At 69.8% G+C, this 16,465-nt stretch carries 14 protein-coding genes; 9 read left to right on the top strand and 5 right to left on the bottom strand.

Annotation, left to right across the window (positions count from 1 at the left end; translation table 11 throughout):
* Nucleotides 1-5 precede the first annotated feature (5 nt).
* The 7 genes from R3F55_09850 (at nucleotide 6) to R3F55_09820 (ending at nucleotide 6,490) form a co-directional block, all read left to right on the top strand.
* Nucleotides 6-668 carry a TIGR02466 family protein gene (locus tag R3F55_09850; GenBank protein ID MEZ5667714.1) on the top strand — a complete coding sequence of 221 codons (663 nt, stop codon included), beginning with the start codon at nucleotides 6-8 and terminating at the stop codon, nucleotides 666-668.
* A 57-nt stretch (nucleotides 669-725) separates the two neighbouring features.
* Entirely contained in the window at nucleotides 726-1,958 is a 1,233-nt protein-coding gene (locus R3F55_09845) for a WcaI family glycosyltransferase (GenBank protein ID MEZ5667713.1), read from the top strand.
* Nucleotides 1,959-2,156: 198 nt separating this feature from the next.
* Entirely contained in the window at nucleotides 2,157-2,945 is a 789-nt protein-coding gene (locus tag R3F55_09840; GenBank protein ID MEZ5667712.1) for an alpha/beta fold hydrolase, read from the top strand.
* Between the two features lie 42 nt (nucleotides 2,946-2,987).
* On the top strand, nucleotides 2,988-4,364 hold the full coding sequence (locus R3F55_09835; GenBank protein ID MEZ5667711.1) for an AarF/ABC1/UbiB kinase family protein: 1,377 nt from the start codon (nucleotides 2,988-2,990) through the stop codon (nucleotides 4,362-4,364).
* A 63-nt stretch (nucleotides 4,365-4,427) separates the two neighbouring features.
* The gene (locus R3F55_09830) at nucleotides 4,428-4,655 is read left to right on the top strand and encodes a hypothetical protein (GenBank protein ID MEZ5667710.1); all 228 of its coding nucleotides are present in this window, start codon (nucleotides 4,428-4,430) and stop codon (nucleotides 4,653-4,655) included.
* Between the two features lie 234 nt (nucleotides 4,656-4,889).
* Nucleotides 4,890-5,474, top strand: coding sequence for a tetratricopeptide repeat protein (locus R3F55_09825; protein ID MEZ5667709.1), 585 nt, complete (start codon nucleotides 4,890-4,892; stop codon nucleotides 5,472-5,474).
* 71 nt (nucleotides 5,475-5,545) lie between these two features.
* Nucleotides 5,546-6,490, top strand: a complete 945-nt coding sequence (locus tag R3F55_09820) for an aspartyl/asparaginyl beta-hydroxylase domain-containing protein (GenBank protein MEZ5667708.1) — start codon at nucleotides 5,546-5,548, stop codon at nucleotides 6,488-6,490.
* A 6-nt stretch (nucleotides 6,491-6,496) separates the two neighbouring features.
* Here the strand turns inward: R3F55_09820 and R3F55_09815 are convergent, their stop codons facing one another.
* Genes R3F55_09815 through R3F55_09805 form a run of 3 tightly spaced genes read right to left on the bottom strand, consistent with a single transcriptional unit; the run spans nucleotide 6,497 to nucleotide 9,059 of the window.
* A complete protein-coding gene (locus R3F55_09815; GenBank protein ID MEZ5667707.1) occupies nucleotides 6,497-7,819 on the bottom strand; it encodes an ATP-binding protein in 1,323 nt (440 codons plus the stop codon).
* Nucleotides 7,820-7,821: 2 nt separating this feature from the next.
* Nucleotides 7,822-8,556 carry a response regulator gene (locus tag R3F55_09810; protein ID MEZ5667706.1) on the bottom strand — a complete coding sequence of 245 codons (735 nt, stop codon included), beginning with the start codon at nucleotides 8,554-8,556 and terminating at the stop codon, nucleotides 7,822-7,824.
* Complete coding sequence (locus R3F55_09805; GenBank protein ID MEZ5667705.1) at nucleotides 8,538-9,059, bottom strand: MarR family transcriptional regulator; 522 nt, start codon at nucleotides 9,057-9,059, stop codon at nucleotides 8,538-8,540. Before R3F55_09805 ends, R3F55_09810 begins: the two co-directional genes overlap by 19 nt.
* Before the next feature lie 176 nt (nucleotides 9,060-9,235).
* Between R3F55_09805 and R3F55_09800 the strand changes: the two genes are divergently transcribed.
* Both R3F55_09800 and R3F55_09795 read left to right on the top strand, forming a co-directional pair.
* Nucleotides 9,236-10,147: a branched-chain amino acid aminotransferase gene (locus tag R3F55_09800; protein MEZ5667704.1), complete on the top strand. Its 912-nt coding sequence runs from the start codon at nucleotides 9,236-9,238 to the stop codon at nucleotides 10,145-10,147.
* Between the two features lie 24 nt (nucleotides 10,148-10,171).
* Nucleotides 10,172-10,804, top strand: coding sequence for a hypothetical protein (locus R3F55_09795; protein ID MEZ5667703.1), 633 nt, complete (start codon nucleotides 10,172-10,174; stop codon nucleotides 10,802-10,804).
* Nucleotides 10,805-11,043: 239 nt separating this feature from the next.
* Here R3F55_09795 and R3F55_09790 read toward each other — a convergent pair whose 3' ends face one another.
* Together R3F55_09790 and secA are read right to left on the bottom strand one after the other, a co-directional pair.
* Nucleotides 11,044-13,215, bottom strand: coding sequence for a methyl-accepting chemotaxis protein (locus tag R3F55_09790; protein MEZ5667702.1), 2,172 nt, complete (start codon nucleotides 13,213-13,215; stop codon nucleotides 11,044-11,046).
* Nucleotides 13,216-13,472: 257 nt separating this feature from the next.
* Nucleotides 13,473-16,217, bottom strand: coding sequence for a preprotein translocase subunit SecA (gene secA / locus R3F55_09785; GenBank protein ID MEZ5667701.1), 2,745 nt, complete (start codon nucleotides 16,215-16,217; stop codon nucleotides 13,473-13,475).
* Nucleotides 16,218-16,465 lie beyond the last annotated feature (248 nt).

The following is a 16,465-nucleotide window of genomic DNA, read 5'->3' as shown; positions in this document are numbered from 1 at the left end:
ATCCGATGGCCGAAGCTCATCCGATCCAGATCAACGTGCAGCAGTTGTTCTCCACTCCCGTCGTGATGCTGCGGGTGCCCGAGGCGGCATCGCTGAACGCGGCGTTGCGGAAGCTGATCCTGGCCCGCGCCGAGGCGGAGGCGTCGAACGACCACTCCAATCTGGGCGGCTGGCAGTCCAGCTGGGACATCGCCGAGTGGGGCGGCCCGGCGATGGCGCGGCTGCTCGACCTGGCCCGCAATGCCGCCTCGCGCATGACCATGCGCCGCAGCGACGGCACGCCGGCCGGCATCGAATGGGCGCACAACGCCTGGGCCAACGTCAACCGCAAGGGCAACGCCAACGAGGCGCACACCCATCCAGGCTCGGTCTGGTCGGCGGTCTACTGGGTCGACGACGGCGGCGCGGCGGTGAACCCGGCGCTGGGCGGCGCGTTCGAGGTGCACGACCCGCGCGGCGTTGCCCCGGCGATGCTGGCGCCGGACCTGGTGCCGGCAGTGCCCGGCGGGGCAGCCTTCGGCGCCAGCGAACTGGTGCAGCCGACCGCGGGCGACCTGATGATGTTCCCGTCCTGGGTCAGCCATTCGGTGCGGCCCTATCTGGGCGACGGCGTCCGCATCTCCATCGCCATCAATCTCTGGCCGGCCGGCGGCCCGCGGGCGAGCTGAGGCCCGCTTGGCTTCGCGCGCCCACCGGCCGTTGGCACCGCGGCCCGGCGTCCGCGCATGAAGGTCCTGTTCTACGGCCTCAACTTCGCGCCGGAACTGACCGGCATCGGCAAGTTCAGCGGCGAGACCGTGCAATATCTGGCCGACGCCGGCCACGACGTGCGGGTGATCGCGGCGCCGCCCTATTACCCGGAGTGGCGGGTGCACGCCGGCCATCGGCGCCGGTGGTGGCGGCGTGAGTGGCTGTGCGGTGCGCGCGTGCTGCGGTGCCCGCTCTATGTGCCGCGGCGGCCCACCGGCAAGACGCGGATGCTGCACCTGGCCAGCTTCGCCGCCACGAGCGCGCTGCCGGCGCTGTGGTCTGGCCTGACCTGGCGGCCCGACGTGGTGGTCACGGTCGAGCCGACCGCGCTGGTGCAGCCGATGGCCCTGCTCGCGGCCGGCTTCGGCGGTGCCGTCGCCTGGCTGCACGTGCAGGACCTGGAGTTCGATGCCGCCTTCAAGCTTGGTGTGATCGGCGGCGAGGGCGGCCGCGCGGCGCGCCTGGCCTTCGCCTTCGAACGCCACTTCCTGCGCCGCTTCGACCGCGTCTCGACCATCACGCCAAACATGGGACGGCGGCTGCGCGACAAGGGGCTCGACCCGGCGCGTGCGGTGCAGTTTCCGAACTGGGTCGACGCCGCCGCGATCCGGCCGCTCGACCGTCCGTCGCCGCTGCGCGCTGCGCTCGGCGTGCCGGCGGACGCGGTGGTGGCGCTCTATTCCGGCAACATGGGCGAGAAGCAGGGGATCGAGGTGCTGGTCGAGGCGGCACGGCAGGGCGCCGGGCGCGCCGATCTTGTCTGGCTGCTGTGCGGCGAGGGTGCGGCGCGGGCGCGCCTCGAGGCGGCTGCTGCGGGTCTGGTCAACCTGCGGTTCGGGCCGCTGCAGCCGGCCGAGCGGCTCAACGACCTGCTCAACGTCGCCGACATCCACCTGCTGCCGCAGCGGGCCGATGCCGCCGACCTGGTGATGCCATCGAAACTGGGCGGCATGCTGGCCAGCGGCCGGCCGGTGGTTGCTTCGGCCGCCGCCGGCACCCAGGTGCACGATGCCGTGCAGGGCTGCGGCCTGACGACGGCGCCGGGCGATGCCGGCGCGCTCGCCGACGCCGTGGTTGCGCTGGCCGGCGACGCCGGCCTGCGCGCGCGGCTGGGCCATGCGGCGCGCCTGCGCGCGGTGCAGGAATGGGACCGCGATGGCATATTGGGCCGGTTCGCGGCCGCACTGCAGCAGGCGGCAGCGCGATAGCGACGGGTGGAGGGCGCCGTGGATACGAGTGCCGTGCTGGTCGACGTGTTCGCGATCTTCATCCCGACCTGATCCTGCCGATTTCGGCGCGCCGGCGCCGGGGCACTCCGCTTCTCGCCGGCGCCCGTCGGTGGTAGGACGGTGGCGGTGCGGGGACAGGGCCGGGGGAAGCCGTCGTTGCAGCGCGAGCGATTTCATATGGCGCCGGCCGGCGCTGCGGACCCGCGGCGACCGCCGCTGTTGTTCGTGCACGGCGCCTTCGCCGGCGGCCAGTGCTGGGCGACGCACCTGATGCCGGCCTGTGCCGCGGCGGGGTGGCGGTCGCATGCCTTCAGCCTGCGCGGCCACGGCGCCAGCCCGGGTGACGTGGTGCGCGACAACTACGGCCTCGATGCCTATCTCGACGACCTCGTCGACGAGATCGACCGGCTCGACCGGCCGCCGGTGCTGGTCGGGCATTCGATGGGCGGCTGGCTGGCGATGCGTGCCGCGACCGAATGCGCCGTGGCCGGGCTGGTGCTGATGTGCCCGGTGCCGCCGTTCGGCCTCGCCTCAGCCAACCTGTCGCTGGCGGTGTGGAACCCGCTGCTCGCCGCCCGCATCGGCCGCGTGTTCGCCCACGGCGACGCCGCGGTCGACCCGAGCGTGATGCGCGAGACCCTGTTCGCCGGTGCGCTGCCGCCCGGCATGGCCGAGCAGGAGTGGGCGACGCAGGCGGCCGAATCGCTACGTGCCGGCATCGAGCTGCAGCATCCGCCCCGCTTCGACCTGGCGCCGCTGCGCGGCCTGCCGCGGCTGGTGCTCGGCGCCGAGCGCGATGCGCTGATCCCGCCGCCATTCGTCCATGCGACCGCCGGGCTGCTGGAGGCCGAGGCGGAGATCCTGCCCGGGCTCGGCCACGGCCTGATGCTGGACCACGGCTGGCAGATTGTCGCCGATCGCTTGCTCGGCTGGCTCGCCAACCCAGATAATGGTCTCGACGGCTGAGCCATTGCCGCCGTCCGTCCGGCCGTGGCAGGGAGCATGCGGATGCCAGATGACCGCACGACGCGGCGCGCCCAGGGCGACGACGCAACACTGAGCGGGCGCGTGCGCCGCTATGCCCGCGTCGGCTCCGCCATGGGCGGGCTGGCGGCGCGGATGGCCGGCGACCGCTATCTCGGCATCAAGATCGACCGGGCCAAGCATGCGGCCGACCTGCGCGCGGCGCTGGGCGGCATCAAGGGGCCGCTGATGAAGGTGGCGCAGCTGCTGTCCAGCATTCCGGACGCGCTGCCGCCGGAATATGCCCGCGAACTGGCCCACCTGCAGGCCGACGCGCCGCCGATGGGCTGGCCGTTCGTCAAGCGGCGGATGGCGAGCGAGCTGGGCGCGGACTGGCAGGCGCGCTTCGCCAGCTTCGGCCACGAGGCCGCCCACGCCGCCTCGCTGGGCCAGGTCCACCGCGCGACCCTGCCGGACGGGCGCAATGTCGCCTGCAAGCTGCAATATCCCGACATGGCCTCGGCAGTGGAGGCCGACCTGAAGCAGCTGCGGCTGATCTTCTCGCTGTACGAACGCACCGACAAGGCGATCTCGACCGAGCGCATCCATGCCGAGATCGCGGCGCGCCTGCGCGAGGAGCTGGACTACGACCGCGAGCGCCGGCACACCCGCCTTTACGGCGCCATGCTGGCCGACGAGCCGCGGGTGCACGTGCCGGAGCCGTTGGATGCGCTCAGCACCCGCCGCCTGCTGACGCTGACGTGGCAGGAGGGCGAGCGCATGGGCGCCTTCATCGACGCCGCGCCGCCGGCCGAGGACCGCAACGCGGTGGCGATGGCGCTGTTCCGCGCCTGGTACGTGCCGTTCTACGACTACGGCGTCATCCACGGCGATCCGCATCTGGGCAACTACACGGTGCGGGCCGACCGCTCCTTGAACCTGCTCGATTTCGGCTGCGTGCGTATCTTCCATGCCCGGTTCGTCGGCGGCGTGATCGACCTCTATTTCGCCGTGCGCGACGGCGACCGCGACCGCGCCGCCCACGCCTATCGCACCTGGGGCTTCACCGACCTGTCGCAGGAGCTGATCGACGTGCTGAACATGTGGGCCGGCTTCGTGTTCGCACCGATCCTGGAGGACAAGGCGCGGCGGATCGAGGAGACCAACGCCACCCGCTATGGCGCCGACGTGGCCTCCAAGGTCCATGCCGAGCTGCGCCGGATCGGCGGGGTGACGCCGCCGCGGGAGTTCGTGTTCATGGACCGGGCGGCGATCGGCCTCGGCTCGGTGTTCCTGCGGCTCAGCGCCGAGATCAACTGGTACCGCCTGTTCCACGAACTGATCGAAGGCTTCGACGCCGACGCGCTGGCCGCCCGCCAGGCCGCCGCGATGGCCGCCGTCGGCCTGGAGATGCCCGACTGAGCGCAGCCGTGCGACGCGACGCGGGATGTGCTATGCTGCGCGCGGACGACGATGGAGACGGCGATGGCCAGGATGGCTGTTGTGCTGGCGACGATCGGGCTCGGGCTGGCCGGATGCGGCTACAGCAGCGACGAGGTACCGGACACGGTGCTGCTGCCCGGCGACGAGGTCAGCGAATACTGGTGCTATCGAACGCTCGGCCCGCCGGAGTGCTTCATGGAGCCGCAGCCCGGCGAGGAAGGCCGGCTGGTGGTGATTTCCTACCCGGGCGTGGGCGACGTCGCGTTCTGAGCGCAGCCCCGCGCGCCGTGCTGTCGGACCGATGCGGCCGCACAACCCGGTCCTCCAATGCCGAAATGCGCGGATTTCTGCCGATTGCGCGCAAGTTGCGCTTGCATTTCCGCGTCATCGATCGGTAACGTCCGCGCCGTGAACACGCCAGTTCGTCTAGCCTTCGCGGTGCTTTCCGCACTGCTGGCCCTGCCATTGTCCGCCAATGCCGCCGCGCCGTCCGGATACGGCGCGGTGTTTCGTTGGTACCTCAACGCGGCCGAGAACGGCGACGCGGAGGCCCAGTTCATGCTCGCGCTGCAGTACGAACAGGGTGTGCGCGGCGGCGTCCCCGACATGGCCGAGGCGGAGCGCTGGTACCGGGCCGCGGCCGACAGCGGCTACGCCCTGGCCCAGTTCCGGCTGGCCCTGCTGCTGCAGGCGCAGGCGAGCGGGCCGGGCGTGCGCTCCGAGGCCGTGCGCTGGCTGACCGCCGCGGCCGAGCAGGGGGTCGCGGACGCCCAGTACAACCTGGCGATCGCGCTGGAGGGCGGCGATGGGGTCGCGCCCGACGAGGCCGGTGCCATCCGCTGGTACCGGGCGGCGGCGGAGCAGGGGCTGGCGGCGGCGCGATACAACCTGGGCGGCCTGCTGGCGACCGGCAGCAATGCGCCGCTCGACGACGTCGAGGCCTATATGTGGCTCGATCTCGCCGCTGCCGAAGGCGTGGCGGGCGCGGCCGACCTGCGCGACCGGCTGGCGGCGCGGATGACCGCGGCGATGGTGGCCGAGGCGCACGCCGCGGCCCTGGCGCGGCAGAATGCGCCGGCGGGGGAGTAGGCTGGCGGCCGGATCGGCAACGGGCGTATAATCCGGCCCGCGTCGCAGGGCGCACGCCGGGGGGAAGGCCGATGGACGATTTCTGGTCATTCGAGACGCTGCGCGAGCTCTATTCGGCCAAGTTCATCGTCCTCTACGTCTTCATCCTCTCGGCGATCGTCATCCATTATCGCGGCAAGGTGCGCCATCGGTTCACCCGCCAGCTGACCGACCATTCCACCTTCCTGGCGCCGATCAACCTGCTGATGTACGGGCTGTCCAGCGTCCCCAACCGGCCGATCCTCGATTCCAGCAAGTTCGACGATCTGCAGCCGATCCGCGACAATTGGGAGATGCTGCGCGACGAGGCGCTGAAGCTCTACGACGTCGGCCACATCAAGGCGTCGGCCCAGCACGACGACCTCGCCTTCAACTCGTTCTTCAAGCGCGGCTGGAAGCGCTTCTACCTGAAATGGTACGGCGACTACCTGCCGTCGGCGCGCGAGCTGTGCCCGAAGTCGGTGGCGCTGCTGGAGAGCATCCCCAGCGTGCACGCGGCGATGTTCGCCCTGCTGCCGCCCGGCGGCGCACTGGTGGCGCACCGCGACCCGTTCGCGGGGTCGCTGCGCTACCATCTCGGTCTGAAGACGCCGAACAGCGACAGCTGCCGGATCTACATCGACGGCGAGCCCTATAGCTGGCGCGACGGCGAGGACATCGTCTTCGACGAGACCTACATCCACCGCGCGCTCAACGAATCCGACCAGGACCGGATCATCCTGTTCGCCGACATCGAGCGACCGATGCGCGGGCCGGTGGCGAAGGCGATCAACCGGTTCTTCCGCTTCTTCTTCGTGCGCGCCACCCAGACCCGCAATGCTGAGGGCGACCGCGTCGGCGTGTTCAACAAGATCTTCAAGTATGTCTATGCGGTGCGGCGCTGGAGCAAGTCGTTCAAGCGCTGGAACCGCGGGTTGTACTACGCCTATAAATACGTCGTGTTCGGCGCGCTGATCTTCTTCGTCTTCATCTACTGACGCCGCTTACAGCGGCAGGCGCAGCACCGCGCGCACGCCGCCCATCGTCGACTGGCCCAGGCTCAGCTCGCCGCCGTGGCCGCGGGCGATGTCGCGGGCGATGCTGAGGCCGAGGCCGACGCCGCCGGTCTTCGGATTGCGCGACGGGTCGAGCCGGTAGAACGGGCGGAACACCTCCTCGCGCTGGTCCTCGGGGATGCCCGGTCCGTTGTCCTCGACCAGCACCTCCAGCACGGTCGCGCTGGCGCGCGCCGTCACCCGCACCTGTTCGGCATGGCGCACCGCGTTGGACACCAGGTTGGCGACGCAGCGTTTCAGCGCATTCGGCCGCACGATCATGTTGAGGCCGGTGCGCGCGTCGAAGGCGACCTCGCCGCCCTGCCGGCGTGCGCTGACCACCACCTCCTCCAGCAGGCTGTCGATGTCGGTCGGCACCGGCGTTTCCTCGCCCTCGCCGCGCGCGAAGGCGAGATAGCCCCCGATCATGTGCTCCATCTCCTCGATGTCGGCCTTCAGGTCGGCGACATCGGGCCCGTCGCCGAGCATGGCGAGCTGCAGCTTCATGCGGGTCAGCGGGGTCTTCAGGTCGTGGCTGACGCCGGCCAGCATCTCGGTGCGCTGGGCGATCTGGCGCATGATGCGGCCGCGCATCAGGCTGAAGGCGCGGGCGGCCTGGCGTACTTCCGAGGCACCCTGTGCCCTGAACTCGCCGACGTCCTGGCCCTTGCCGAACCGGTCGGCCGCCCGCGCCAGCCGCCGGATCGGCCGGATCTGGTTGCGCATGAAGATGATCGCGATGGTGAACAGCACGACCGAGGCGCCGACCATCCAGAACACGAAGATGTAGCTGGTCGAGGTGAACAGCCGTTCGCGCGGGGCGATCACGTTCAGCACCCCGTCGGGATATTCCACCGCGATCTTCACCTGCCGCTCGGTATAGTCGACGTCGATGACGAACGGGCGGCCGATGCGGTCCTCCAGCTCGGCGGCCAGCTTCTGGTACAGCATGTCGCCGTCCGGTTCCGGCAGCGGGCGGGGCAGCGCCTCGCCGGGACGGAAGTCGAGCCGGAGCTCGAGAGTCTGATAGGCGATCCGCTCGGTCTGTCCCGGATGGGTCAGGTCGACGATGTCGCGTACCGCGGTCATCGCCGAGATCTCCGCGACCACCGCGGCGGCCAGCCGGCGGGCGATCAGGTCCCAGTGGTTCTCGTAGAATATGACCAGCAGCAGGAGCTGCAGCAGGATCGCCGGCGTGACGATGATCATCAGCGCCCGGCCGAGCAGCGTGTGCGGCAGGATCGCCTTGATCTTGCGGGACAGCCAGCGCACGGCTAGTCGGGCACGAGCATGTAGCCGGTGCCGCGCACGGTCTGGATGTACCGCGGTTCGCGGGGGTTGTGCTCGATCTTGCGGCGCAGCCGGGTGATCTGCACGTCGACCGCGCGCCCGCTGTTGATCTCGCAGCGCGTCGCGAGGTCGTCGCGCGACACCGGCTGGCCGAGCGAGCCGGCCAGTTCGCGCAGCAGGGCATGCTCGCCGGTGGTCAGCCGGATCTGCAGCTCGCCCTGGTGCAGGATGCCGCGGGCGGTGTCGTAGACGAAGGCGCCGAGCCTTAGGATCGGCGGCGCCGTCTGAGCGGCCGGCGCCGGCGCGGCGCGGCGCAGGATCGAGTGCATGCGCAGCACCAGCTCGCGCGGCTCGAACGGCTTCGGCATGTAGTCGTCGGCGCCGGATTCGAAGCCGGTGATGCGATCCGCCGGCTCGCCGCGCGCGGTCAGCAGCAGGATCGGCACCGGGCTGCGCTCGGCCCGCAGCGCGCGGGTCAGCGCCAGGCCGCTCTGCCCCGGCATCATCACGTCCATCACGATCAGGTCGAAGCTGAACCGGTCCATCTGCGCGCGGGCGTCGGCGGCATCGGCGGCGGTGGTGACGAAAAAGCCGGCGTCGGTCAGGTAGCGCTGCAGCAGCCGCAGCAGCCGCTGGTCGTCGTCGACCACCAGCACGTGGGCGCCGCCGGCGTCGCCGGCGGGCTCGGCCGCGGCGGCGCTCAGCTCTCGCGACGCCATGCCTTCGGCTCCGTCGGTCGCGGGCCGCTCTGGCTGAGCGCCCGGGTGCCGCTGTCCATGATCCCCTGCATCACCTTCTTGAAACCCTCGACCGCATCGGCGCCGGCCTCGCGATAGGCGCGTGCGATGCGCGCCCGCTGGTTCGCCGTCAGCCGGCGCTCCAGTTCCGCGCCCTTGTCGGTCAGGTGAAGCAGGCGCTTGCGGCGGTCGTCCGCATCGGTGCGCTGCTCCACATAGGCATCCTTCAGCAGACGGCTCAGCACCCGCGACAGGCTCTGCTTGGTGATGTTCAGCACCATCAAGAGCTCGCTGACGGTGATGCCGGGATAGCGGCCGACGAAATAGATCACCCGGTGGTGGGCGCGGCCGAGGTCGAGCCGGGCCAGCATCGAGTCCGGCTCGCCGGTGAAATCGCGATAGGCGTAGAACAGCAGCTCGATCCCCAGCCGCAATTCCTCGTCGCGGAGGAACAGCGGGTTGGACGGAAATTTTACGTCAGTCATGTTGACATATTTGCCGTCAGGATGTTATAACCAGCCGCAAGTGACGGACATATTCGATCGCGCGCCGCCGCGATCCGGCAAGAAGATGACCGACTCCGGCCGGAATCCGCAGCGCGGGGCGCAGTTTGAAGAGGTTCGTCGTCCGATCCCATAACCAACTGACGGACGCGAAGCAAATGGCCCTTATCCCGTTCCACGACCGCGAAGGCGAAATCTGGCAGAATGGCGCGCTGGTCCCGTGGCGCGAGGCCAAGGTGCACGTGCTGACCCACGGCCTGCACTACGGCAGCTGCGTGTTCGAGGGCGAGCGCGTCTATGGCGGCGCGATCTTCAAGCTGCGCGAACATACCGAGCGGCTGTTTGCCTCCGCCCGCATGATGGACTTCGAGATCCCCTACAGCGTCGAGGCGATCGACGAGGCCTGCAACGCGGTCTGCCGCGCCAACAACATCGTCGACGGCTATGTCCGTCCGGTCGCCTGGCGGGGCAGCGAGATGATGGGCGTGTCGGCGCAGGCCAACAAGATCAACGTGGCGATCGCCGCCTGGGACTGGCCGGCCTATTTCACGCCGGAGGCGCGGCTGCAGGGCATCCGCATGCAGTTCGCGAAGTGGCGGCGGCCGGCGCCGGAAACCGCGCCGGTGCACGCCAAGGCGGCCGGCCTCTACATGATCTGCACGCTGTCGAAGCACGCCGCGGAACGGGCGGGCTACAACGACGCGCTGATGCTGGACTGGCGCGGCCAGGTTGCCGAGGCGACCGGCGCCAACATCTTCCTGGTCCAGAACGGCACCATCCACACCCCGAAGCCCGATTGCTTCCTGGACGGCATTACCCGGCGCACCGCCATCGACCTGGCCCGTGCCCGCGGCTACGAGGTGGTCGAGCGCGCGATCATGCCGGAGGAGTTCGCCAACACCCAGGAGGTGTTCCTGACCGGCACGGCGGTCGAGGTGACCCCGGTGCGCGAGATCGGCGACTACAGCTTCGAGGTCGGCGAGGTCTGCCGCGCGCTGGTGGCCGATTTCGACGCGCTGGTCCAGCGCAAGGATGCCAACGCGGCATCGGTGCGCGCCAGCGCCGCCTGAGCGCCCACTCGGGCGGCTGCGGCGATGGCAGGTCCACCGCGCGAAACCGGGCGCGCCCTGAGCGGTCGGCACCGCCCGCTCCGAAGGTCGACGGCGGCCCTGGTCGCCGGCCTGACCGCCGGACCGGCGGCCTACGCACAGCAGGAGCCGCCGCTCGGCGAATGGGCGGGGCCGGGCACCTATTGCGTCCGCGGCGTGGCGCTGGTCGTACCGGACGGCGTCGAGATCATCTCGTTTGGCGCCGGCGTCGAGCCGCGGACGGTCGACGGCGTCGACCTTGGCGAGCTGCTTGCGCCGACGCTGCGCGGCGTGCCGTCGCTTGCGGAGCTGGCGACCCAGATCCAGGCGGCCATGGACTGCGCCGAGCCCGCCGCGATTGCGGTCACCGGCCCGCAGCCGGTCGCCGACGCGCCGGTCGCGACCGAGCGCATGGTGGTGGCTTGTCGCGGCGCGGAAGCGACGTTCGGCATCGCCCTGGCGCGTGCGCCGATCGACGTGGACGGGGAACCGGCGGCGGCCCTGCTGACCCTGCATTTCGGCGATACCGCCTTCACCGTCGGCCGGCTGGCGGTCGGCGCCGCCTTGCCCGAAGACCGCCTGATGCCGCTGTTCGACGGCATGGCGGCGAGCCTGGCGCCCTGCGTGGCGACCGAATAGGCGCAGGGCAAAAAAAATCGGCCCGGGTAACACCCGGGCCGGACAAGGCGACATGTGAGAGAGGGTCCGGTCGCCGGATCGGGCGGGAGGACAGGTCCCGATCGACGGCGGAAGCCGGAGGGCGGCGATGCATGAGGAACCACCGCCGCCCGCAAGCCGAGAATGCGCCGACAGGGTTAACGAAGCCTTAGCGCGGCGCGCTTTCCGTTCAGATTCTTGCCGCCCGTGGCGGTCGGCGATCAGCCGACCGCGGCGCGCACCGACTGCTTCAGCGAGCCGCTCAGCGCGTCGACCGATTGGCGCAGCTCGGCCGCGGTCTTCGCGACCGCTTCGGCCATGTGGTCGGCATCCCCGATCTGCCGGGTGACCTGGCCGATCTGCGCGGCGACCTCGCGGGCGCCGGCGGCGGCCTGACGCACGCTCTCGCCGATCGCGCCGACCGCTTCGCTCTGCTGGTTGACGCTGTCGCTGATGTCGCCGGACGCGACGCTCATCTCGTCCACCGTCTTCTGGATGCGGGCGATGGCGTCGACCGCCTTGTCGGCGACGGCCTGAACGGTGGCGACATGGGCGGAGATGTCGCCGGTCGACCGCTGGGTCTGGGTGGCCAGGTTCTTCACCTCCGCCGCGACCACCGCGAAACCCTTGCCGGCCTCGCCGGCCCGTGCCGCCTCGATCGTGGCGTTCAGCGCCAGCAGGTTGGTCTGCTCGGCGATCTGCGAGATCAGGGCGACGACCTCGCCGATCTGGCTGGCCGCCTCGCCCAGGCTGGCGACGATGCCGGACGTCTCGTCGGAAATCTGCTTGGCATTGCCGGCAACCGTCGACGAATGGGCGGCGCGCTGGCGGATCTGATCGATCGAAGCGCTCAATTCCTCGATCGCCGCGGCGACGGTCTCCGCGCTGGCCAGCGACTCCTCGCTGGCGGCGGCCACCGCCTGGGCATTGCCCTGCATCTCGCGGGACAGTTCCGACAGGTGCGTGGCCGTGCCCGTCATCTCGTCGCTGCCGGCGGATACCCCGCTGACCGCCTGGTCGGCTTCGGCCTCGATCGTCCGGGCCATCTGCTCCAGGGCCGCGCGCTGGGCCTTGCGGGCGTCCTCGTCGCGGACCCGCTGTTCGGCGCGCAGCCGCTCGGCCTCCTGGGTGTTCTTCTTCAGCACACCGAGCGCGCGCGCCATCAGGCCGACCTCGTCGCCGCGGCCCTCATAGGGCACGTCGATCGCGCTGTTGCCGCCGGCAAGATCGCCCATCCGGCCGGACAGCACGGTGATCGGACGGCTGATTCCGCGGCCGATGAACAGGCCGACGGCGGCCAGCAGCAGCGCGGCGCCGACGCATATCGCGGCCACGACCAGGGCCAGATTGTCGGCGGCGGCCGTGATCTCCGACAGGTTCTGGCTGCCGATGAAGGCCCAGTGGGTGCCGAGGAAGTCGAAGGGCACGAAGGCGAAGGCAGCAGACTCGCCGGTGGGCGTCTCGCCCATCGTGTCGCCGCTCTGGCCGGCCAGAGCGTTGCGGACGGCCTCGTTGTCCACCGTCACGGCCAGGATGGTCGATTCGGCGGCAGCGCGGGCGTCGCTGCGCATCAGCAAGTCCTCGCCGACGATATAGGTCTCGCCGGTCTCGCCCAGTCCGTCGGTGCTGCCCATCACCTGGGTGAAGCGGGCGATCGGCATCTGGTAGGCCAGCACGCCGATGGTGCGGCCCTCCTCGTCGTGGATCGGGGCGGAGAAGAAGGCCGCCGGTACGTCGTGGCTCGGCGCATAGGGCTCGAAGTCGAAGAAATAGGCGCCGCCGTCGGCCGCCCCGTCACGGGCCGCGCGGAAGGCATTGCCGAGGTCGGTATCCTTCCACTCGCCGCTGTTCAGGTTGGTGGCGAAATCCAACTCCTTGAACACGGTGTAGACGAGGTTGCCGTCCATATCGAACAGGAAGATGTCGTAATACTCGTGCGCCTCGAGCAGCTGGCGCATCCACGGATGATACTGGGCGTGCACACGGCTGTACTGCGAGCCGTCCGGCGCGAAATCCAGACGGTGCTTCTCGCCTAGCGGGTTCGGGTTGTCCTCGATGTAGAGTCGATGCAGGGTCTCGGTCTGCTCGCCGCCCAGCTCGTCCCAGGCGCTGTCGAACGCGCGCAGGGCCTCGCGCACCGTGCGGTTGTCGGCCTGCACCAGCAGGTCGTCGACGATCGAATCCAGGTACATGTGCAGGGCGGAGGCGCGGTTGACCACCACCGCGTCCAGCTTCTGTGTGGCATCCTCGACGAGGCTGCCGCGCGCCTGCCAGTAGGACACGCCGGCGACGGCCAGCATGACGGCGAGGCCGCTGGCGACGATAGCGAGCGGGATCTTGGCTGCGATCGACAACTTGCCGCCCGCTGCGGAACCGGAGAACGTCTTGAGCATGATCTGACCCGAAAATGATTCCTGAGACCGGCTGGACGGCCCGCGCGGGGCCAGCACGCAGAATGGCCGGCAACGGCTAAATATTCGCTAATTGTTGGTTATGCCGCGGGCGCCCGGTCGGGCGGGGCACCAGGCCGCTACGCCGCCCTGGCGGTCGTAGCACGGACCCGCCGGCCGATCGGACTCGGCGGCGCGCACCGCGGAATCCGTCGCGATCCGCGGCTCAGGCGACGCGGCATCAGGTCAGATCGGTCGGATCAGGCCGTCTTGCCGTGGCAGTGCTTGTATTTCTTGCCAGACCCGCAGGGGCAGGGCGCATTGCGCGGCACCTTGGCGCTGGCGGCCGGGACGGCCGCCACCGGCCGCGGCCGCGTCGCCACGGCGGCATCGCCGCCGTCGGGGCCGGGCAGGTCCTCGTCGTCGGCCACCGGCGGGGCGCCGGCCGGGTCGACACGGCTCTCGACCATCTGCGCGGCCGGCGCCGCGGCCGGCACCAGGCCGGCGGCGCGGGCCTGGGCCTGCGGATCGGCGGCGCGGATCTCCACATTCGCCATCACGCGCGTGACCGATTCGCGCAGCCGGGCCAGCATGGTCTCGAACATGTCGAACGCCTCCCGCTTGTACTCGTCCAGCGGATTGCGGTTGGCGTGGGCGCGCAGGTTGATGCCCTGGCGCAGCTGGTCCAGGTGCAGCAGGTGCTCCTTCCAGTGGAAGTCCAGCAGCTGCAGCAGCAGGTTCTTCTCGATCATGCGCATGGCGTCGAGGCCGACATTGGCGGTCTTCTCCGCCATCTTGGCGTCGACCAGGTCGGCCAGCCGCTTGCGGATCTCGGTGTCGGCGACGCCTTCCTCCGCCGCCCAGTCCTTGATCGGCGGCTCCAGGTTGAAGATGCGCTTCACCTCGCGCGACAGCCCTTCGATGTCCCACTGCTCGGCATAGGCCTTCTCCGGCACATAGCCGCTCATCAGCGCGTCCAGCGTCTCCTCGCGCATGTCGACGACCGTGTCGTGCACCTCCTGGGCGCGCATCAGCTCCTTGCGCTGCTCGTAGATCACCTTGCGCTGGTCGTTCATCACGTCGTCGAAGCGCAGCAGGTGCTTGCGGATCTCGAAGTTGCGCTGTTCCACCCGGGCCTGCGCCTTCTCCAGCGCCTTGTTGACCCACGGGTGCGAGATCGCCTCGTCTTCCTTCACGCCCAGCCGCTTCAGCATCGCGTCGATCTTGTCGGCCGCGAAGATGCGCATCAGGTCGTCTTCCAGCGACAGGAAGAAGGCCGAGCGGCCGGGATCGCCCTGCCGGCCCGAGCGGCCGCGCAGCTGGTTGTCGATGCGCCGGCTCTCGTGGCGCTCGGTGCCGATGACGTAGAGCCCGCCGGCGTCAAGCGCCTGCTTGCGCTTGTCGGCGATCTCGCCCTTGATCGTCTCGATCCGCTGTCCGCGCTCCGCCTCGTCCTCGACCTCGCCCAGCTCGCGCCGGATGCGCATCTCCAGGTTGCCGCCAAGCTGGATGTCGGTGCCGCGGCCGGCCATGTTGGTCGCCAGCGTCACCGCGCCCGGAATGCCGGCGTCGGCGATGATATAGGCCTCGGCCTCGTGATAGCGGGCGTTCAGCACGTTGTGCTTGATGCCCTTCCGGTTCAGCAGGGCCGACAGCTCCTCGGACTTCTCGATCGAGGTGGTGCCGACCAGCACCGGCTGGCCGCGCTGCTGGCAGTCGACGATGGACTCGACGATCGCCTTTTCCTTCTCCGCGCGGGTGCGATAGACCGCGTCGTCGGCGTCGGACCGCGCCACCGCCACGTTGGTCGGGATCTCGATGACGTCCAGGCCATAGATCTCGCCGAATTCGGAGGCCTCGGTCATCGCGGTGCCGGTCATGCCGGCCAGCTTGGGATAGAGCCGGAAGTAGTTCTGGAAGGTGATCGAGGCCATCGTCTGGGTCTCGCCCTGGATCTCGACCCCTTCCTTGGCTTCGATCGCCTGGTGCAGGCCTTCCGAATAGCGCCGGCCCTCCATCATGCGGCCGGTGAACTCGTCGATGATGACGACCTTGCCGTCCTTGACCACATATTCGGTGTCGCGGCGGAACAGCTTGTGCGCGCGCAGCGCCTGCATCACGTGGTGCAGCTGGGTGACATTCTGGCTGTCGTACAGCCCGCCTTCCATCAGTTCGGCCTGGCGCAGCCGCTCCTCGATCGCCTCCATGCCGTCGTCGGTCAGGGTGACCGAGCGGGTCTTCTCGTCGATCTCGTAGGCGCTCGGCTCCAGGTGCGGGATCTCCTTGTCGATCGCGCGGTACAGCGCGGAGGAGTCCTCGGCCGGGCCCGAGATGATCAGCGGCGTGCGCGCCTCGTCGATCAGGATGGAATCGACCTCGTCGACGATGGCGAAGTTCGGCTCGCGCTGGACCATCATCTCCAGCCTGAGCTTCATGTTGTCGCGCAGATAGTCGAAGCCGAGCTCGTTGTTGGTCGAATAGGTGATGTCGGCGGCGTAGGCCTGGCGCCGCTCCTCGTCCATCAGCCCGGGCACGATCACGCCGACCGAAAGCCCGAGGAAGCGATGGATCTGGCCCATCCAGTCGGCGTCGCGCCGGGCGAGGTAGTCGTTGACCGTGACGATGTGCACGCCCTTGCCGCTGAGCGCGTTGAGATAGGCGGCGAGGGTGGAGACCAGCGTCTTGCCTTCGCCGGTCTTCATCTCGGCGATCATGCCCCGGTGCAGCACGATGCCGCCCATCATCTGCACGTCGAAGTGGCGTTGCCCCAGCGTGCGCTTGGCCGCCTCGCGCACGGTGGCGAAGGCCTCGACCAGCACGTCGTCCAGCGTCTTGCCGGCGGCCAGCTGCGCCTTCAGCTTGTCGGTCTGGCCGCGCAGCGCCTCGTCGGACAGCGCCGCCATCTCGCTCTCGCGCGCATTGATCGCATGGACGATCGGGCCGAGCGACTTGACGTAACGGTCGTTGGCTGTGCCGAACAGCTTTCGGGCAACGGCGCCGAACATGGGCATGGTCCGCCTTGCTGGTTGTCCGGAATGGGATGTCATCCGGCCGCGAGATGCAATATCCCGCCCGCCGCCGTCGGCGGCAGCGTGGATGCGGCGATCAAGCGCCTGGACACATAGGCAGGCGGCGCAGACCTGTCAATGGATGCGGGCCCAGCCAATCTGGGCATTCCCGTGGCGGCGGCCGGCGGATTCGCGCGCCGGTTGAGCAGAAAACAGGCAGCCTGCCTCGCCGTCTCCGGTCAAAT

It is taken from the genome of Alphaproteobacteria bacterium, from assembly GCA_041396705.1.
Taxonomy (GTDB): Bacteria; Pseudomonadota; Alphaproteobacteria; order CALKHQ01; family CALKHQ01; genus CALKHQ01.
Note: the sequence above shows the minus strand (reverse complement) of the source record. Positions and strands in the feature narration are given on the sequence as shown.